Origin of the sequence: Citrobacter sp. On2M (assembly GCF_018035235.1) — a bacterium.
GTDB classification, from domain to species: Bacteria; Pseudomonadota; Gammaproteobacteria; order Enterobacterales; family Enterobacteriaceae; genus Citrobacter; species Citrobacter meridianamericanus.
In genome coordinates, this window is record NZ_WPCV01000002.1 from 1,215,074 (window position 1) to 1,232,255 (window position 17,182).

Genomic DNA, 17,182 nt, shown 5'->3' on the forward strand with positions numbered 1-17,182 from the left:
ATTTCATTTCAATTAACGGCAAGGTAAATACGTACAGGCGAGGTCGCTATTTAGATCGCACGTGATAATTACTCTGCCAAAGTGATAAATAATCAATGATGAAATCCAAACTTAAATTGATGCCAGTATTGGTATCGGTAATCTTGATAAACGGTTGTACCGTACTACCGGGCAGCAATATGTCTACGATGGGCAAAGATGTGATTAAACAGCAGGACGCTGATTTTGATATCGATCGCATGGTGAATGTTTACCCGCTCACCCCTCGACTGGTCGAACAATTACGTCCCCGACCTAATGTTGCGCAGCCTAATATGTCTTTGGACCAGGAGATTGCTGAGTATCAGTATCGGGTCGGCCCGGGTGATGTTCTGAATGTGACCGTCTGGGATCACCCTGAACTTACCACGCCAGCCGGACAGTACCGTAGCTCAAGCGATACCGGCAACTGGGTGCAGCCTGATGGCACCATGTTTTACCCCTACATCGGCAAAGTCAGGGTGGTCGGAAAGACGTTGGCCGAAATTCGTAGTGATATTACCGGGCGCTTAGCGAAGTACATTGCTGACCCGCAGGTGGACGTTAATATCGCCGCTTTCCGCTCGCAGAAGGCTTATGTCTCTGGGCAGGTAAACAAATCTGGCCAGCAGGCCATCACCAACGTGCCACTTACCGTTCTCGATGCCATTAACGCCGCAGGTGGTCTTACCGAGGCGGCAGACTGGCGCAACGTTGTATTGACGCATAACGGGAAGGAACAACGCATTTCACTGCAAGCGCTGATGCAAAATGGCGACCTGAGCCAGAACCGTCTGCTTTATCCTGGCGACATTCTGTTTGTCCCGCGTAATGACGATTTGAAAGTCTTCGTGATGGGAGAAGTGAAAAAACAGAGCACCCTCAAAATGGACTTCAGCGGCATGACGCTCACCGAAGCGCTCGGCAACGCGGAAGGTATCGATCTGACCACTTCCAACGCCAGCGGTATTTTCGTTATTCGTCCACTTAAAGGTGAGGGTGGAAACAACGGCAAGATCGCCAATATTTATCAGCTTGATATGTCCGATGCGACATCGCTGGTAATGGCGACGTCATTCCGACTCCAGCCATACGATGTGGTGTATGTCACTACCGCGCCGGTTGCTCGCTGGAACCGTTTGATCAATCAGTTGCTGCCGACTATTAGCGGTGTTCGCTATATGACGGACACGGCCAGCGACCTTCACAACTGGTAATCATCATGTTTAACAAAATCTTAGTTGTCTGTGTGGGGAACATTTGCCGCTCTCCGACGGCGGAGCGCTTGTTAAGGCAATTTCACCCGGCGTTGACGGTCTCTTCTGCTGGCCTCGGGGCGCTGGTGGGGAAAGGTGCGGATCCGCGCGCGATTAGCGTAGCACAGGCGCACAACCTGTCACTGGAAAATCATTGTGCCCGGCAGATCTCGGGACGAATGTGCCGGGAGTATGACCTGATCCTGACCATGGAAAAACGGCATATCTCAGCCCTGTGCGAAATGGTACCGGAGATGCGGGGCAAAGTGATGCTCTTTGGTCACTGGGACAGTGAGCGCGAAATTCCCGATCCGTATCGTAAAAGTCGTGACGCGTTTGACGCGGTGTACGCCTTACTTGAACGGTCTGCCCGCCAATGGGCTCAGGCACTGAACGCAGAGCAGGGAAAACAATGACAGAAAAAGTTAAACAGTCTGCAGCGCCGGTAACGGGCAATGATGAAATCGATATTGGTCGTCTGGTCGCAACGGTGGTAGAAGCCCGTTGGTGGGTGCTTGGCATTACTGCGGTTTTTGCGTTGTGTGCCGCAGTTTACACGCTGTTTGCTACACCCATCTACAGTGCGGACGCGCTGGTGCAAATTGAGCAAAATACCGGAAATTCACTGGTGCAGGATATTGGCTCTGCGCTGTCGAACAAACCTCCGGCCTCGGAAGCGGAAATTCAGCTCATCCAGTCAAGACTGGTGCTGGGGAAAACGGTAGACGATCTCAATCTGGATATCGGTGTTACCAAAGAAACATTCCCCATATTTGGCGCTGGTTGGGAAAGGTTAATGGGTCGCCAGAACGAAACGGTTAATGTGACCACCTTTACGCTGCCAAAGGCAATGAACGGACAGACCTTCACGCTCAGCGTACTGGATGACAAACGCTATCAGCTGGTGAGTGACGAGGGCTTTAGCGCTCAGGGACGGGTTGGGCAGATGCTGAAGCAAGACGGTGTGACGATGCTGGTCGGGGCTATTCATGCCAGCCCTGAGAGTCGTTTTACCGTCACTAAATTCTCCACGCTGGGCATGATCAACACCTTGCAAAATAATCTGATGGTGACAGAAACCGGCAAAGATACCGGCGTATTGAGCCTGACCTTTACCGGCGAAGACCGTGAGCAAATCCGTCGGATCCTCGACAGTATTACCCGCAACTATCTGCAACAAAACGTAGAGCGTAAGTCTGAAGAAGCCGCTAAAAGTCTGGCTTTTCTGGCCAGACAGTTGCCCGAAGTGCGTAACCGGCTGGATGTTGCCGAAAACAAGCTGAACGCTTTTCGTCAGGACAAAGACTCTGTGGATTTGCCGCTGGAAGCCAAAGCGGTGCTGGATTCGATGGTGAACATTGATGCTCAGCTCAATGAGCTGACCTTCAAAGAAGCGGAGATTTCCAAGTTGTTCACCAAAGCGCACCCGGCGTATCGTACGCTGCTGGAAAAACGCCAGGCGCTGGAAGATGAGAAAAGCAAGCTAAACGGGCGCGTAACGGCGATGCCGAAAACGCAGCAGGAGATTGTTCGCCTGACGCGTGACGTGGAGTCTGGTCAGCAGGTCTATATGCAGTTGCTGAACAAGCAACAAGAACTAAAGATTACCGAAGCCAGTACGGTCGGAGATGTGCGCATTGTCGATCCGGCGATTGCTCAACCCGGTGTACTGAAGCCGAAAACGGCGTTGATTATCCTCGGCAGTATCATTCTCGGCTTGATGCTTTCTGTGGTGGGCGTCCTGCTACGGTCGCTGTTTAATCGCGGTATTGAAAGCCCCCAGGCGCTGGAAGAACACGGCATCAGCGTATATGCCAGTATTCCGCTGTCTGAATGGCAAAAAGCGCGTGATAACGTGCAAACCATTAAAGGTGTGAAACGTTACAAGCAAAGCCAGTTGCTGGCGGTGGGGAATCCGACGGATCTCGCCATCGAAGCGATCCGCAGCCTGCGCACCAGTCTGCATTTTGCCATGATGCAGGCGCGTAACAATGTTTTGATGCTTACCGGCGTCAGCCCGTCGATTGGTAAAACATTTGTCTGCGCCAACCTCGCGGCGGTCATCAGCCAGACCAACAAACGCGTGCTGTTGATCGACTGCGACATGCGCAAAGGCTATACCCACGAACTGCTGGGGACCAATAACCTCAACGGTCTGTCTGAGATCCTCATCGGCAAGGGGGATATCTCAACCAGCGCGAAAACGACAGCCATTGCGCATTTCGATCTGATCCCGCGCGGACAAATCCCTCCCAATCCTTCTGAGCTACTGATGAGCGAGCGCTTTGGCGAACTGATTGCCTGGGCCAGCTCACACTATGACCTGGTGCTGATTGATACCCCGCCAATTCTGGCGGTGACCGATGCGGCTATCGTGGGGCGTCACGTCGGAACCACGTTGATGGTGGCACGTTACGCGGTCAACACGTTGAAAGAGGTGGAAACCAGCTTGAGTCGCTTTGAGCAAAACGGCATTCAGGTGAAAGGGGTGATCCTTAACTCTATTTTCCGCCGCGCCAGCGGATATCAGGATTACGGTTACTACGAATACGAGTACACGTCGGATGCGAAATAGATAACGCACAGTAACGCATATCAAATGTAGGCCTGATAAGCGCAGCGCCATCAGGCAACTTTATTTGGGAAACGAAAATGACGACAGACAACCCACTCATTTCAATTTATATGCCAACCTGGAATCGTCAGCAGCTGGCCATCCGGGCGATTAAATCAGTATTGCGCCAGGACTATCCTCACTGGGAGATGATCATTGTAGATGATTGCTCTTCCTCGTATGAGCAACTGCAGCAGTTTGTTGAGGAACTCAGCGATCCGCGCGTGTCTTACACGCACAATGCCACCAACTCCGGGGCCTGCGCGGTACGTAATCAAGCCATCATGCAGGCCAGCGGGCAATATATTACGGGGATTGATGATGATGACGAATGGACGCCGAACCGCCTGAGCGTCTTTCTCAACTATCGTCATCATCTGGTCACGCGGGCGTTTCTGTATGCCAATGATTATGTCTGTGAAGGCGAAGTGTATTCTCAGCCGACCAGCCTGCCGATCTATCCGAAATCCGGCTATTCACGCCGTAAATTTTACAAGCGCAACATCATTGGCAATCAGGTGTTTACCTGGGCCTGGCGATTTAAAGCCTGCCTGTTCGATACCACGCTAAAAGCGGCGCAGGATTACGACATCTTCCTGCGCATGGTGGTGGCGTATGGCAAACCATGGAAGGTTAAAGAGGCAACGCAGATCCTGCATGTCAATCACGGTGAAATGCGTATTACTTCATCGCCGAAAAAATTCTCCGGCTACTTTCAGTTTTACCGCAAACACAAAGGCAAATTTGACCGGGCCAGCAAGAAATATCAGCTGTTTACTCTCTATCAGATCCGCAACAAACGGATGAACTGGCGGACGCTGCTGACGCTGCTTTCCGTTCGCAACAGTAAGCGTCTGGCCGACGGACTGCGAGGGCGCTAAGTATGCTGGAAGATTTACGCGCCAACAGCTGGAGTCTGCGTCCCTGCTGTATGGTGGTGGCCTATCGGATTGCCCATTTTTGCTCTGTATGGCGTAAAAAAAATGTCCTGAACAACCTGTGGGCCGCACCAGTGCTGGTGCTATATCGCCTGATCACGGAATGTCTGTTTGGATATGAGGTTCAGGCTGCTGCGTCTATTGGTCGTCGTTTCACCATCCACCATGGTTATGGGCTGGTGATCAATAAACACGTGGTGGCGGGGGATGACTTCACCGTGCGCCACGGCGTCACTATCGGCAATTCTGGTGGCAACGACCAGTCCTGTCCGGTCATCGGTAATGGCGTTGAACTGGGGGCCTGCGTCACTCTGCTCGGTGATATTACGATTGGCGATAACGTGACGATTGGCGCTGGCAGCGTGGTGGTGGATAGCATTCCGGACAATGCGCTGGTCGTGGGCGAGAAGGCACGAGCGAAGGTAATAAAATGAAGATATTACAGTTTAATGTGCGACTCGCAGAAGGCGGGGCAGCAGGGGTGGCGTTGGATTTGCATCTGAGAGCGCTGAAGAAAGGACTGTCGTCGCGTTTTATCTACGGCTATGGCAAAGGGGGCAAGAAAAGCGCCAGCCACGCGAATTACCCGCAGGTTATCAAACATACGCCACGTCTGACCTCGGCGGCAAATATTGCGCTGTTCCGTTTCGCCAATCGCGATATGTTTGGCAATCTCGACAAGTTATACCGTACGGTTACTTGCACTACCGGCCCGCTGGTACTGCATTTTCATGTGTTGCACAGCTACTGGTTGAATCTGGAAGAAGTGGTCACCTTTTGCCAAAAAGTGAAGGTGCACAAACCAGATATCACCTTCGTCTGGACGCTACACGATCACTGGAGCGTGACCGGGCGCTGTGCATTTACAGATGGCTGTGAAAGCTGGAAAACGGGCTGCCAGAAATGCCCAACGCTCAGCAACTATCCGCCGGTAAAAATCGATAAAGCCCATCAGCAGTTGCCCGGTAAGCGACAGATGTTTCGCGCCATGCTGGCGGTGGGCTGCCAGTTTATCTCGCCCAGTCAACATGTGGCCGACGCATTCAACAGCCTGTATGGCGTAGGGTGCTGCCGCATTATTAACAACGGCATCGATGTGGCAACTGAAGCCATTCTTGCCGAGCTTCCCGCTAAGCATGAGGAGAGCGGTCGACCGAAAATTGCCGTGGTGGCTCATGATCTGCGCTATGACGGGAAAACCCGTCAACAGCTGGTGCGGGAGATTATCGCGCTCGGCGACAAAGTTGAACTGCATACTTTTGGCAAATTTTCGCCATTTGTCGGGGATAACGTCATCAACCACGGGTTTGAAAGCGATAAACGAACGTTGATGAGCGCGCTTAACGAGATGGACGGCCTGGTGTTCAGTTCTCGCGTTGATAACTACCCGCTGATTCTGTGCGAAGCGCTGTCCATCGGCGTACCGGTGATTGCCACGCACAGCGATGCCGCGCGGGAAGTGCTGGAAAAATCGGGCGGCAAAACGTTCAGTGAATCAGACGTTTTGCAACTGGTGCAACTGAAAAAATCAGACATTGCGCAGGCAGTCTTTAACACGTCGCTTGCCGAATTTAGCCAGCGCAGCCGGGTGGCATACAGTGGGCAACAGATGCTGGAGGAATATGTCTCGTTCTATCAGAATCTGTAGCTATCTGGTGCTACCGCTGCTTTATCTGCTGGTTAACGTCAAACTTGCTCAGCTTGGCGAGAGCTTCCCGATAACCCTCGTCACATTCTTACCTGTTCTGCTGTTGCTGTTTGTTGAACGCATCAATATTAAAAAGCTAATGATAGCGCTGGGTTTGGGGGGCGGGCTGACGGTATTTAACTATTTGTTTGGTCAGTCACTGGATGCCAGTAAGTATGTGACGTCCGCTATGCTGTTTATCTATACCGTGGTGATTATTGGCATGGTATGGAGTATTCGCTTCAAAACGATTTCGCCGCATAACTACATTAAGATTTTGCGTTTTTTTTGGCTGGTCGTGGGACTGGTGGTGGGGTTAGCTGCAGTTGAAATGGCGCAAATCATTCTTAGCGGCGGCAGCAGCTTAATGGAAGCTATTTCGAAATATCTTATTTACAGTAACAGTTATGTTCTGAACTTTATTAAGTTTGGCGGGAAGCGCACCACTGCGCTTTATTTCGAACCGGCATTCTTCGCTCTGGCGTTAATCTCAATTTGGCTCAGTATCAAACAGTTTGGTATCAAAACCCCTAAGTCCGATGCTATGATTCTGGCAGGGATAATATTATCGGGTTCATTTTCAGGGGTGATGACGTTTATTTTGTTCTATCTCCTGGAGTGGGCATTCCAGTACCTGAATAAAGATGCGATAAAAAAGAAGTTGCCGCTGGCGATAATCTCATTAAGCGTGTTTTTAGTCGGCGTGATATTTGCGTTTCCGTACATCGCAACGCGCCTTGGGGATTTAGGCACCGAGGGGTCATCATCGTATTATCGAATCGTGGGGCCGCTAGTGATGGTCGGTTATTCGTTACTGAATGTTGATGGGGTAGTGAGATTTGGCTCACTTTATGAATATGTTGCGTCATTCGGAATTTTTAACGGTGCAGATGTTGGTAAAACAATAGACAATGGTTTGTATCTGTTGATTATTTATTTTTCATGGTTTGCGGTGATATTAGCCCTGTGGTACATGGGGAAAGTCATGAAGATGATGATAAATGCTTTTGGCGATAATCCGAATTACCGGGTGCAGCTTTATCTGTTTACGCCGCTGTCGCTGTTTTTTACAGGGTCGGTATTTAGTCCGGAATACGCATTTTTAATTGTCTGTCCGTTTATTTTGCGCAAGGCGCTGAACATCGCGAGGTAAATCACATGCTGCTCAGTATTATTACCGTCGCCTTTCGTAATCTGGAAGGGATCGTCAAAACACATGCGTCGCTGGCACATTTGGCGCAGGCGAGCGATATCAGTTTTGAGTGGATTGTTGTTGATGGCGGCTCCTCTGACGGTACGTCGGCGTTTCTTGAAGGTCTCGGTGGAGAACACCGGTTACGGTTTGTCAGCGAACCGGATAACGGCATTTATGATGCGATGAACAAAGGCATTGCGATGGCGTGCGGGCGCTTTGCGCTGTTCCTCAATTCCGGGGATATTCTGCATGCCGATGCGGCTCAGTTCATCCGCCAGTTAAAAACGCAGAGTGATAAAACCATGGTTATAGGCGACGCGTTGCTGGATTTTGGCAATGGAAAAAAAATAAAACGACGGGCAAAGCCGGGGTGGTATATTTATCACAGTCTGCCCGCCAGCCATCAGGCCATCTTCTTTCCAGTCTCTGGACTGAATGTCTGGCGTTATGATTTGCAATATAAAATATCTTCCGATTACGCGCTGGCCGCCCAATTATATAAGTCCGGATTTGCTTTTAAAAAGCTGAACGGGCTGGTGTCGGAGTTTTCGATGGGCGGAGTGTCAACGACGAATAATCTGGAATTGTGCCGGGATGCCAAAAAGGTACAGCGGCAGATATTACACATGCCAGGTTTTTGGACCGGGTTGTCAGAATATTTACGGCTGCGTACAACCGGTAAAACAAAAACATTATATGGCAAAACGTAAGGTCACATTATGCAGGATTTAAGCGGCTTCAGCGTGCCGAAAGGTTTTCGCGGTGGCGGCGCTATTAAAGTGCAATTATGGTGGGCGGTACAGGCAACACTGTTTCGCTGGTCACCCCAGGTAATGTATCGCTGGCGTGCGTTTTTATTACGAATGTTCGGTGCGAAAATAGGAAAAAACGTAGTTATTCGACCTTCAGTAAAAATTACTTATCCGTGGAAATTAACCCTGGGAGATTATGCCTGGGTGGGTGATGACGCGGTTTTATATACGTTGGGTAATATTACGATTGGCGCACACGCGGTTATTTCGCAAAAAAGTTATTTATGTACCGGAAGTCATGATTACGCCAGCCAATATTTTGATATTAACGCCACACCGATTGTGGTTGGCGATAAATGCTGGCTGGCGACAGATGTCTTTGTCGCGCCAGGCGTGACGATTGGCGATGGCACCGTCGTTGGAGCACGCAGCAGCGTATTTAAATCGCTGCCAGCAAATGTCGTTTGTCGGGGAAACCCCGCAGTAGTCACGCGCGAACGCGTCGAGAAAGTTACTCCCTGAGGGGATCATTTAAGAGGTAATAACATGTCAAAAGTCGCTCTCATCACTGGCGTAACCGGGCAGGATGGTTCTTACCTGGCAGAATTCCTGCTGGAAAAAGGGTATGAAGTGCACGGCATTAAGCGTCGCGCTTCATCATTCAACACCGAACGTGTGGACCATATCTACCAGGATCCGCATTCAGGCAACCCCAAATTCCATCTGCACTATGGCGATTTGACGGACTCCTCCAACCTGACCCGTATTTTAAAAGAGGTCCAACCGGACGAGGTCTATAACCTGGGCGCCATGAGTCACGTCGCGGTGTCGTTTGATTCGCCGGAATACACCGCGGACGTCGATGCAATAGGTACGTTGCGTTTGCTGGAGGCTATCCGCTTCCTTGGTCTGGAAAAGAAGACCCGTTTCTATCAGGCCTCCACCTCAGAACTCTACGGCCTGGTGCAGGAAATCCCGCAGAAAGAGACCACGCCGTTTTACCCGCGTTCGCCGTATGCTGTGGCTAAGCTGTACGCCTACTGGATAACCGTCAACTACCGCGAATCTTACGGAATGTTTGCCTGTAACGGCATTCTGTTTAACCACGAATCTCCGCGCCGCGGCGAAACTTTCGTTACGCGCAAAATCACCCGTGCTATCGCCAACATCGCTCAGGGGCTGGAGTCTTGCCTGTACCTGGGCAACATGGATTCGCTGCGTGACTGGGGACATGCCAAAGATTACGTCAGGATGCAGTGGATGATGCTGCAGCAGGAAAAGCCGGAAGATTTCGTGATTGCCACCGGCGTGCAGTACTCCGTGCGTCAGTTTGTAGAAATGGCGGCGGCGCAACTGGGTATCAAACTGCGTTTTGAAGGTGAAGGCGTGAATGAAAAAGGCATTGTGGTTTCCGTGACCGGACACGATGCGCCGGGCGTGAAGCCAGGCGACGTAATGATTGCCGTCGACCCGCGCTATTTCCGTCCGGCAGAAGTAGAAACGCTATTGGGCGACCCGGCCAGAGCACATGAAAAACTGGGCTGGAAACCGGAAATCACCCTGCGCCAGATGATCTCGGAAATGGTTGCCAACGATCTTGAGGCGGCGAAGAAACACTCTCTGCTGAAGTCGCACGGTTACGAGGTCGCCATCGCGCTGGAGTACTAAGGATGAAGACACAACGTATTTTTGTGGCGGGCCATCGCGGGATGGTGGGGGCCGCCATCGTCAGACAATTATCGCAGCGAGATAATGTCGAACTGGTGCTGCGTACCCGCGATGAACTTAACCTGCTGGACGGAGTCGCGGTGCGTCAGTTCTTCGCCGCTGAACGTATTGACCAGGTGTACCTGGCGGCGGCAAAAGTGGGTGGAATTGTAGCTAATAACAGTTATCCCGCTGATTTTATTTACGAAAACATGATGATTGAGAGCAACATCATTCATGCGGCGCACCTGCATAACGTGAATAAACTGCTGTTTCTCGGGTCATCCTGCATTTATCCCAAACATGCCTCCCAGCCAATAGCCGAAAGCGAACTGTTGCAGGGGCAACTGGAGCCGACCAACGAACCGTATGCGATTGCCAAAATAGCCGGCATCAAGCTGTGTGAATCGTATAACCGTCAGTATGGCCGTGATTATCGTTCGGTAATGCCGACGAATTTGTACGGGCCGCATGACAATTTTCATCCGAGCAATTCGCATGTGATCCCGGCGCTGCTGCGCCGCTTTCACGAAGCCTGCGAGCAAAATGCGCCGGATGTGGTGGTGTGGGGAAGCGGCACGCCGATGCGCGAGTTTCTGCATGTGGATGATATGGCGGCGGCCAGCATCCACGTAATGGAGCTGGCTCATGAAGTCTGGCAGGAATATACCCAGCCGATGCTGTCGCATATCAACGTGGGGACCGGCGTGGACTGCACCATCCGTGAACTGGCCCAGACCATTGCAAAGGTAGTGGGTTACAAGGGGCGCGTGGTGTTTGACGCCAGCAAACCGGACGGGACGCCGCGCAAATTACTCGACGTTACGCGTTTGCATCAGTTGGGCTGGTATCACGAGATATCACTTGAGGCAGGGCTTGCCAGCACCTGGCAGTGGTTCCTTGAAAACCAGCAGCGTTATCGGGGGTAAGCATGTTTTTACGTCATGAGGATTTTGCCACCGTCGTACGTTCAACCCCGCTGATTTCTATCGACTTGATCGTGGAAAACGCCGAGGGAGAGTTTCTGCTCGGCAAGCGTCTCAATCGTCCGGCGCAGGGCTACTGGTTCGTGCCCGGCGGTCGGGTGCAAAAAGATGAATCGCTACATGCGGCTTTTGAACGGCTGACTGAAGCTGAGTTGGGGTTGCGTCTACCGCTGTCCGCCGCTGAGTTTTATGGTGTCTGGCAGCACTTCTACGATGACAACTTTTCCGGGGATGATTTCTCAACGCATTACATCGTGCTGGGATTTCGTCTGCGCGTATCAGAAAACGACCTGCAACTGCCTGATGCACAACATGATGCCTACCGCTGGCTGGCGGCGACAGAGATTCTGGTCAATGAGGATGTGCACGACAATAGCCGGGCTTATTTCTGTGAGAAGAGTCAGGCCGGAGTACCCGGGCTATGAGGATCCTGGTGTATGGCATTAACTACTCGCCGGAGCTGACCGGTATCGGCAAGTACACCGGTGAAATGGTGCAGTGGATGGCGCAACAAGGTCATGACGTGCGGGTGATCACCGCACCACCTTATTATCCGCAATGGAAAGTTAATGGTCGCTATTCATCCTGGCGCTATCGTCGTGAAGAGGGCGACGCCCTCGTCTGGCGTTGTCCGTTGTATGTGCCTGAGCAACCCTCAACGCTCAAGCGCCTGCTGCATTTAGGCAGTTTCGCCCTGAGCAGTTTCTTCCCGCTGTTGGCGCAGCGTCGCTGGAAGCCAGATCGCATTATCGGCGTGGTACCGACGCTGTTTTGCACGCCGGGTATGCGTCTGCTTGCAAAACTGTGTGGTGCGCGCACGTTGTTGCACGTTCAGGATTACGAAGTCGATGCCATGTTGGGGCTTGGTATGGCGGGCAACGGCAAGCGCGGCGTAGTAGCAAAACTGGCCAGCGCCTTTGAGCGCAGTGGACTGTTGAATATGGACCATATTTCGACCATCTCTCGTTCCATGATGCGTAAAGCGATGGAAAAAGGCGTTGCGCCGCACAAGGTTATTTTCTTCCCGAACTGGTCGGAAGTGGCGCGTTTTCGCGATGTGAGCGACGCCGAGGCCCTGGCGTTGCGCCAGAAGCTGGGATTACCTGTCTCCCAAAAGATTGTTCTTTATTCAGGCAATATTGGTGAAAAGCAGGGGCTGGAGAGCGTGATTAACGCCGCAGTGGAGCTGAGCGAGCACCCCTGGCTATTTGTGATTGTTGGGCAGGGCGGGGGTAAAGCGCGACTGGAGAGTATGGTCCGTGAACGTGGCCTGAACAATGTGCTGTTTTTTCCGCTGCAATCTTATGACGCGCTGCCAGCGTTGCTCAAGATTGCAGATTGCCATCTTGTCGTGCAAAAGCGCGGTGCGGCAGATGCCGTATTGCCCTCCAAACTGACCAATATCCTCGCTGTTGGTGGTAACGCGGTGATTACCGCCGAGCCAGAAACCGAGCTGGGGCAGCTCTGTAACATTGTTCCAGGCATCGCAGTATGCGTGGAGCCGGAATCGGTAAACGCGCTGGTTTGCGGTATTCAACAGGCGTTGATGATGCCAAAAGTCAATACGGTGGCACGTGACTATGCCGAACGCACGCTGGATAAAGATAACGTGCTAAGCCAATTTATTGCTGATATTCGGGGTTCATGATGAGTCAAAGCAAACTCTTTCCAGTGGTGATGGCCGGTGGCTCGGGTAGCCGTTTATGGCCGCTGTCCCGCGTGCTGTATCCAAAGCAGTTCCTGTGTCTGAAAGGCGATCTCACCATGTTGCAGACAACGATCTGTCGTCTGAACGGCGTGGAGTGTGAAAGCCCGGTGGTTATCTGTAATGAACAACACCGTTTCATCGTCGCGGAACAGCTACGGCAACTGCACAAGCTGACTGAGAATATTATTCTCGAACCCGCCGGACGTAACACGGCACCGGCGATAGCGCTGGCCGCACTGGCGGCAAAACGTCAAAGTCCGGGGGACGATCCGCTGCTGCTGGTATTAGCGGCCGATCACATGATTGCCGACGAAGAGGCATTTCGCGAGGCGGTACGCAATGCGATGCCCTATGCCAGTGCGGGTAAGCTGGTGACGTTTGGTATCGTGCCGGACCAGCCGGAAACGGGCTATGGCTATATCCGCCGTGGCGAGGTTTCGCCAACGAATACCGACGCCGTGGCGTTCGAAGTGGCGCAGTTTGTTGAAAAGCCCAATCTGGAAACCGCGCAGGCTTACGTGGCGAGCGGTGATTACTACTGGAACAGCGGTATGTTCTTGTTCCGCGCCGGACGTTACCTGGAAGAACTGGAAAAGTACCGCCCCGACATTCTTGAGGCTTGTGTGAATGCCATGAGTACGGTCGACCCCGATCTCGATTTTATCCGCGTTGATGAACAGGCGTTTCTCGCCTGTCCGGAAGAGTCTGTGGACTATGCGGTAATGGAACGTACGGCGGATGCGGTGGTGATGCCCATGAACGCAGGCTGGAGCGATGTTGGCTCCTGGTCATCGCTGTGGGAAATCAGTGCCCATACTGCTGAAGGCAATGTGCATCATGGTGACGTCATTAGTCACAAAACGGAAAACAGTTACGTGTATGCCGAATCCGGCCTGGTAACCACCGTCGGAGTGAAAGATCTGGTGGTGGTGCAGACCAAAGATGCGGTGCTGATAGCCGATCGCAACGCGGTACAGGATGTCAAAAAAGTGGTGGAGCAAATTAAAGCCGATGGGCGCCATGAGCACCATATTCACCGTGAAGTTTATCGTCCATGGGGCAAGTACGACTCTATTGATGCCGGAGACCGTTACCAGGTGAAGCGAATTACCGTTAAGCCTGGCGAGGGATTGTCCGTGCAGATGCATCATCACCGGGCTGAACACTGGGTGGTGGTGGCAGGTACCGCGAAAGTGACAATTAATGATGACATCAAGCTGCTCGCTGAAAACGAGTCTGTCTATATTCCGCTGGGGGCGACCCACTGTCTGGAGAACCCCGGGAAAATCCCGCTCGATCTGATTGAAGTACGCTCCGGATCTTACCTCGATGAGGATGACGTGGTGCGGTTTGCGGACAGATACGGGCGCGCCTGATGCCTGATGCCTGATGCCTGATGCCTGATGTCTGATGCGCTGATGCGCACCGGGCAATGCGTTTAACACTCATTAAAAAGGCTCATTAAGAGTCAGGGCCTCCTGTTGCCTGAAAAAGGGTAAATCATGACAAAACTGACCTGTTTTAAAGCGTATGACATCCGCGGCCAACTGGGCGAAGAGTTAAATGAAGAGATTGCGTGGCGTATTGGTCGCGCTTACGGCGAATTCCTGAAGCCAAAAACGATTGTTCTGGGCGGCGATGTGCGCCTGACCAGCGAGGCGCTAAAGCTGGCGCTGGCGAAAGGCCTCCAGGATGCGGGGGTGGATGTGCTGGATATCGGCATGTCGGGCACCGAAGAGATTTATTTCGCCACCTTTCACCTGGGTATTGACGGCGGAATTGAAGTGACCGCCAGCCATAATCCGATGGATTACAACGGGATGAAGCTGGTGCGGGAAGGGGCTCGGCCCATCAGCGGTGATACCGGTCTGCGTGACGTGCAGCGCCTGGCGGAATTAAATGACTTCCCGGCGGTTGATGAGGCGAAACGTGGCCGCTACCAGCGCATTACTACCCGCGATGCCTACATTGACCATCTGCTGGGTTACATCAATACCGGCAACCTGAAACCGATGAGGCTGGTGCTCAATTCCGGCAACGGCGCGGCAGGTCCGGTAGTTGACGCCATTGAGGCCCGTTTTAAGGCGCTGGGCGTGCCGGTCGAGTTCATCAAAATTCACAATACGCCGGATGGCAACTTTCCCAACGGTATTCCCAATCCTCTGCTGCCGGAGTGCCGGGCAGATACGCGCAATGCGGTGATCGAATACGGCGCGGATATGGGGATTGCCTTCGACGGTGATTTTGACCGCTGCTTCCTGTTCGATGAAAACGGTCAGTTTATTGAAGGGTACTACATTGTCGGCCTGCTGGCGGAAGCGTTCCTGGAGAAGAATCCGGGGGCGAAAATTATCCACGACCCGCGTCTGTCCTGGAACACCGTGGACGTGGTGACGGCGGCAGGCGGTAAACCGGTGATGTCAAAAACCGGGCACGCGTTTATCAAAGAGCGGATGCGTCACGAAGATGCCATTTATGGCGGCGAAATGAGCGCGCATCACTATTTCCGCGATTTTGCCTACTGCGACAGCGGCATGATCCCGTGGCTGCTGGTGGCTGAACTGCTGTGTCTGAAGGGACTTTCGCTCGGCGAACTGGTCCGCGACCGTATGGTGGCCTACCCGGCGAGCGGAGAGATAAACAGTACGCTGGCAGAGCCGGCGGCAGCGATAGCACGCGTGGAGCAACACTTTTCCCGTGAGGCGCTGACGGTGGACAGAACGGACGGTATCAGCATGGCGTTTGTCGACTGGCGCTTCAACTTACGTTCTTCCAATACTGAACCGGTAGTGCGCCTGAACGTGGAATCGCGCGGAGATATTCCGTTGATGGAAGCGCGAACGCGCACTCTTCTGGCGTTGCTGAATCAGTAATGCCGGTGCTTCCTTTGCCCGATGTGGGCAAAGGGTGACTAACAGGAACCACGATGACACATCTAAAAAAGCGCGAACGCGCCAAAACCAATGCGTCGTTAATTTCGATGGTGCAACGCTTTTCAGATATCACCATCATGTTTGGCGGGTTGTGGATAATCTGCGAATTAAGCGGTTTGCCTTTCCTGTACATGCACCTGCTGGTGGCGTTGATCACGCTGGTGGTTTTTCAGATGCTCGGGGGGATAACAGATTTTTACCGCTCCTGGCGCGGCGTCAAAATATCCACTGAGCTGGTGCTGTTGCTGCAAAACTGGACGCTGAGCCTGATTTTTTGCGCAGGTCTGATCGCCTTCAATAACGATTTCGATAACCGCTTCGCCGTCTGGCTGGCATGGTATCTGCTTTCAAGCGTTGGCCTGGTGTTAAGCCGGTCATTTATTCGCTACGGTGCAGGATGGCTACGTAATCGCGGTTACAACACTCGCCGGGTGGCGGTAGCAGGCGAGCTGCCCGCCGGACAAATGCTGCTGGACAGCTTTCGTCATGAACCCTGGTTGGGATTTGAAGTAGCGGGTGTCTATCACGATCCAATCCCTGGGAAAAACTCCCGCGACTGGGCCGGTAATCTGCAACAACTGGTGGATGACGCTAAAGCCTCACGCATTCATAACGTTTATATCGCCATGTCGATGAGCGATGGTGCCAGCGTCAAAAAATTAGTGCGCGAGTTGGCCGATACCACCTGTTCAGTGCTCCTTATTCCTGATGTGTTTACCTTCAACATTCTACATTCACGGATTGAAGAGATGAACGGCATTCCGGTGGTGCCGCTGTATGACACGCCACTCTCGGGGATTAATCGTCTGTTAAAGCGCGCGGAAGATATCGTGCTGGCTTCACTGATCCTGCTGCTTATTTCCCCGGTGCTATGTGGCATAGCGCTACTGGTAAAACTGACTTCCAAAGGACCGGTGATTTTCCGCCAGACCCGTTACGGCATGGATGGGAAGCCGATCAAAGTCTGGAAGTTTCGCTCAATGAAAGTGATGGAAAACGATGCGGTGGTGACGCAGGCGACGCAAAACGATCCGCGCGTTACTCCTGTGGGGAATTTCCTGCGTCGGACGTCGCTTGATGAACTGCCGCAGTTTATTAACGTGCTGACGGGAGGGATGTCTATCGTCGGACCACGTCCGCATGCGGTGGCGCATAACGAACAGTACCGCCAACTGATTGAGGGATACATGTTACGCCATAAGGTGAAACCGGGTATTACCGGCTGGGCGCAAATCAACGGCTGGCGCGGTGAAACCGATACGCTGGAAAAAATGGAGAAACGTGTGGAGTTTGACCTCGAATACATTCGCGAGTGGAGCGTGTGGTTCGATATCAAAATTGTTTTTCTGACGATATTCAAAGGCTTTGTTAACAAAGCGGCGTATTAA

General features: G+C 52.4%; 16 protein-coding genes. All 16 read left to right on the forward strand.

What is annotated here, in order from left to right; genetic code table 11:
• The first annotated feature begins 95 nt into the window (after positions 1-95).
• The 16 genes from On2M_RS07830 (at position 96) to wcaJ (ending at position 17,182) form a co-directional block, all read left to right on the forward strand.
• Entirely contained in the window at positions 96-1,235 is a 1,140-nt protein-coding gene (locus On2M_RS07830) for a polysaccharide export protein (RefSeq protein ID WP_151219767.1), read from the forward strand.
• A 5-nt stretch (positions 1,236-1,240) separates the two neighbouring features.
• Entirely contained in the window at positions 1,241-1,690 is a 450-nt protein-coding gene (wzb, locus tag On2M_RS07835) for a low molecular weight protein-tyrosine-phosphatase Wzb (protein ID WP_210904585.1), read from the forward strand.
• Positions 1,687-3,849 carry a tyrosine-protein kinase Wzc gene (gene wzc / locus On2M_RS07840; protein ID WP_187253366.1) on the forward strand — a complete coding sequence of 721 codons (2,163 nt, stop codon included), beginning with the start codon at positions 1,687-1,689 and terminating at the stop codon, positions 3,847-3,849. The genes wzb and wzc overlap by 4 nt, the downstream gene beginning before the upstream one ends.
• A 77-nt stretch (positions 3,850-3,926) precedes the next feature.
• Positions 3,927-4,769, forward strand: a complete 843-nt coding sequence (gene wcaA, locus On2M_RS07845; protein WP_151219765.1) for a colanic acid biosynthesis glycosyltransferase WcaA — start codon at positions 3,927-3,929, stop codon at positions 4,767-4,769.
• 2 nt (positions 4,770-4,771) lie between these two features.
• Positions 4,772-5,260 (forward strand): colanic acid biosynthesis acetyltransferase WcaB, encoded by a 489-nt coding sequence (wcaB, locus tag On2M_RS07850; RefSeq protein WP_210904586.1) that lies wholly within the window; start codon positions 4,772-4,774, stop codon positions 5,258-5,260.
• Complete coding sequence (gene wcaC, locus On2M_RS07855) at positions 5,257-6,474, forward strand: colanic acid biosynthesis glycosyltransferase WcaC (protein WP_187253364.1); 1,218 nt, start codon at positions 5,257-5,259, stop codon at positions 6,472-6,474. Before wcaB ends, wcaC begins: the two co-directional genes overlap by 4 nt.
• Positions 6,449-7,666, forward strand: a complete 1,218-nt coding sequence (wcaD, locus tag On2M_RS07860; RefSeq protein WP_210904587.1) for a colanic acid polymerase WcaD — start codon at positions 6,449-6,451, stop codon at positions 7,664-7,666. The genes wcaC and wcaD overlap by 26 nt, the downstream gene beginning before the upstream one ends.
• A 5-nt stretch (positions 7,667-7,671) precedes the next feature.
• Positions 7,672-8,418 (forward strand): colanic acid biosynthesis glycosyltransferase WcaE, encoded by a 747-nt coding sequence (gene wcaE / locus On2M_RS07865; RefSeq protein WP_210904588.1) that lies wholly within the window; start codon positions 7,672-7,674, stop codon positions 8,416-8,418.
• 9 nt (positions 8,419-8,427) lie between these two features.
• A complete protein-coding gene (gene wcaF / locus On2M_RS07870) occupies positions 8,428-8,982 on the forward strand; it encodes a colanic acid biosynthesis acetyltransferase WcaF (RefSeq protein ID WP_151219763.1) in 555 nt (184 codons plus the stop codon).
• A 24-nt stretch (positions 8,983-9,006) separates the two neighbouring features.
• Entirely contained in the window at positions 9,007-10,128 is a 1,122-nt protein-coding gene (gmd, locus tag On2M_RS07875; RefSeq protein ID WP_151219762.1) for a GDP-mannose 4,6-dehydratase, read from the forward strand.
• A 2-nt stretch (positions 10,129-10,130) separates the two neighbouring features.
• Complete coding sequence (locus On2M_RS07880; RefSeq protein WP_210904589.1) at positions 10,131-11,096, forward strand: GDP-L-fucose synthase; 966 nt, start codon at positions 10,131-10,133, stop codon at positions 11,094-11,096.
• Positions 11,097-11,098: 2 nt separating this feature from the next.
• Positions 11,099-11,578: a GDP-mannose mannosyl hydrolase gene (locus On2M_RS07885; RefSeq protein ID WP_151219760.1), complete on the forward strand. Its 480-nt coding sequence runs from the start codon at positions 11,099-11,101 to the stop codon at positions 11,576-11,578.
• On the forward strand, positions 11,575-12,801 hold the full coding sequence (gene wcaI / locus On2M_RS07890) for a colanic acid biosynthesis fucosyltransferase WcaI (protein ID WP_151219759.1): 1,227 nt from the start codon (positions 11,575-11,577) through the stop codon (positions 12,799-12,801). The genes On2M_RS07885 and wcaI overlap by 4 nt, the downstream gene beginning before the upstream one ends.
• On the forward strand, positions 12,801-14,237 hold the full coding sequence (cpsB, locus tag On2M_RS07895; RefSeq protein ID WP_187253357.1) for a mannose-1-phosphate guanyltransferase: 1,437 nt from the start codon (positions 12,801-12,803) through the stop codon (positions 14,235-14,237). The genes wcaI and cpsB overlap by 1 nt, the downstream gene beginning before the upstream one ends.
• Positions 14,238-14,363: 126 nt before the next feature.
• A complete protein-coding gene (gene cpsG / locus On2M_RS07900; protein WP_151219758.1) occupies positions 14,364-15,734 on the forward strand; it encodes a colanic acid biosynthesis phosphomannomutase CpsG in 1,371 nt (456 codons plus the stop codon).
• Between the two features lie 53 nt (positions 15,735-15,787).
• Complete coding sequence (gene wcaJ, locus On2M_RS07905; RefSeq protein ID WP_210904590.1) at positions 15,788-17,182, forward strand: undecaprenyl-phosphate glucose phosphotransferase; 1,395 nt, start codon at positions 15,788-15,790, stop codon at positions 17,180-17,182.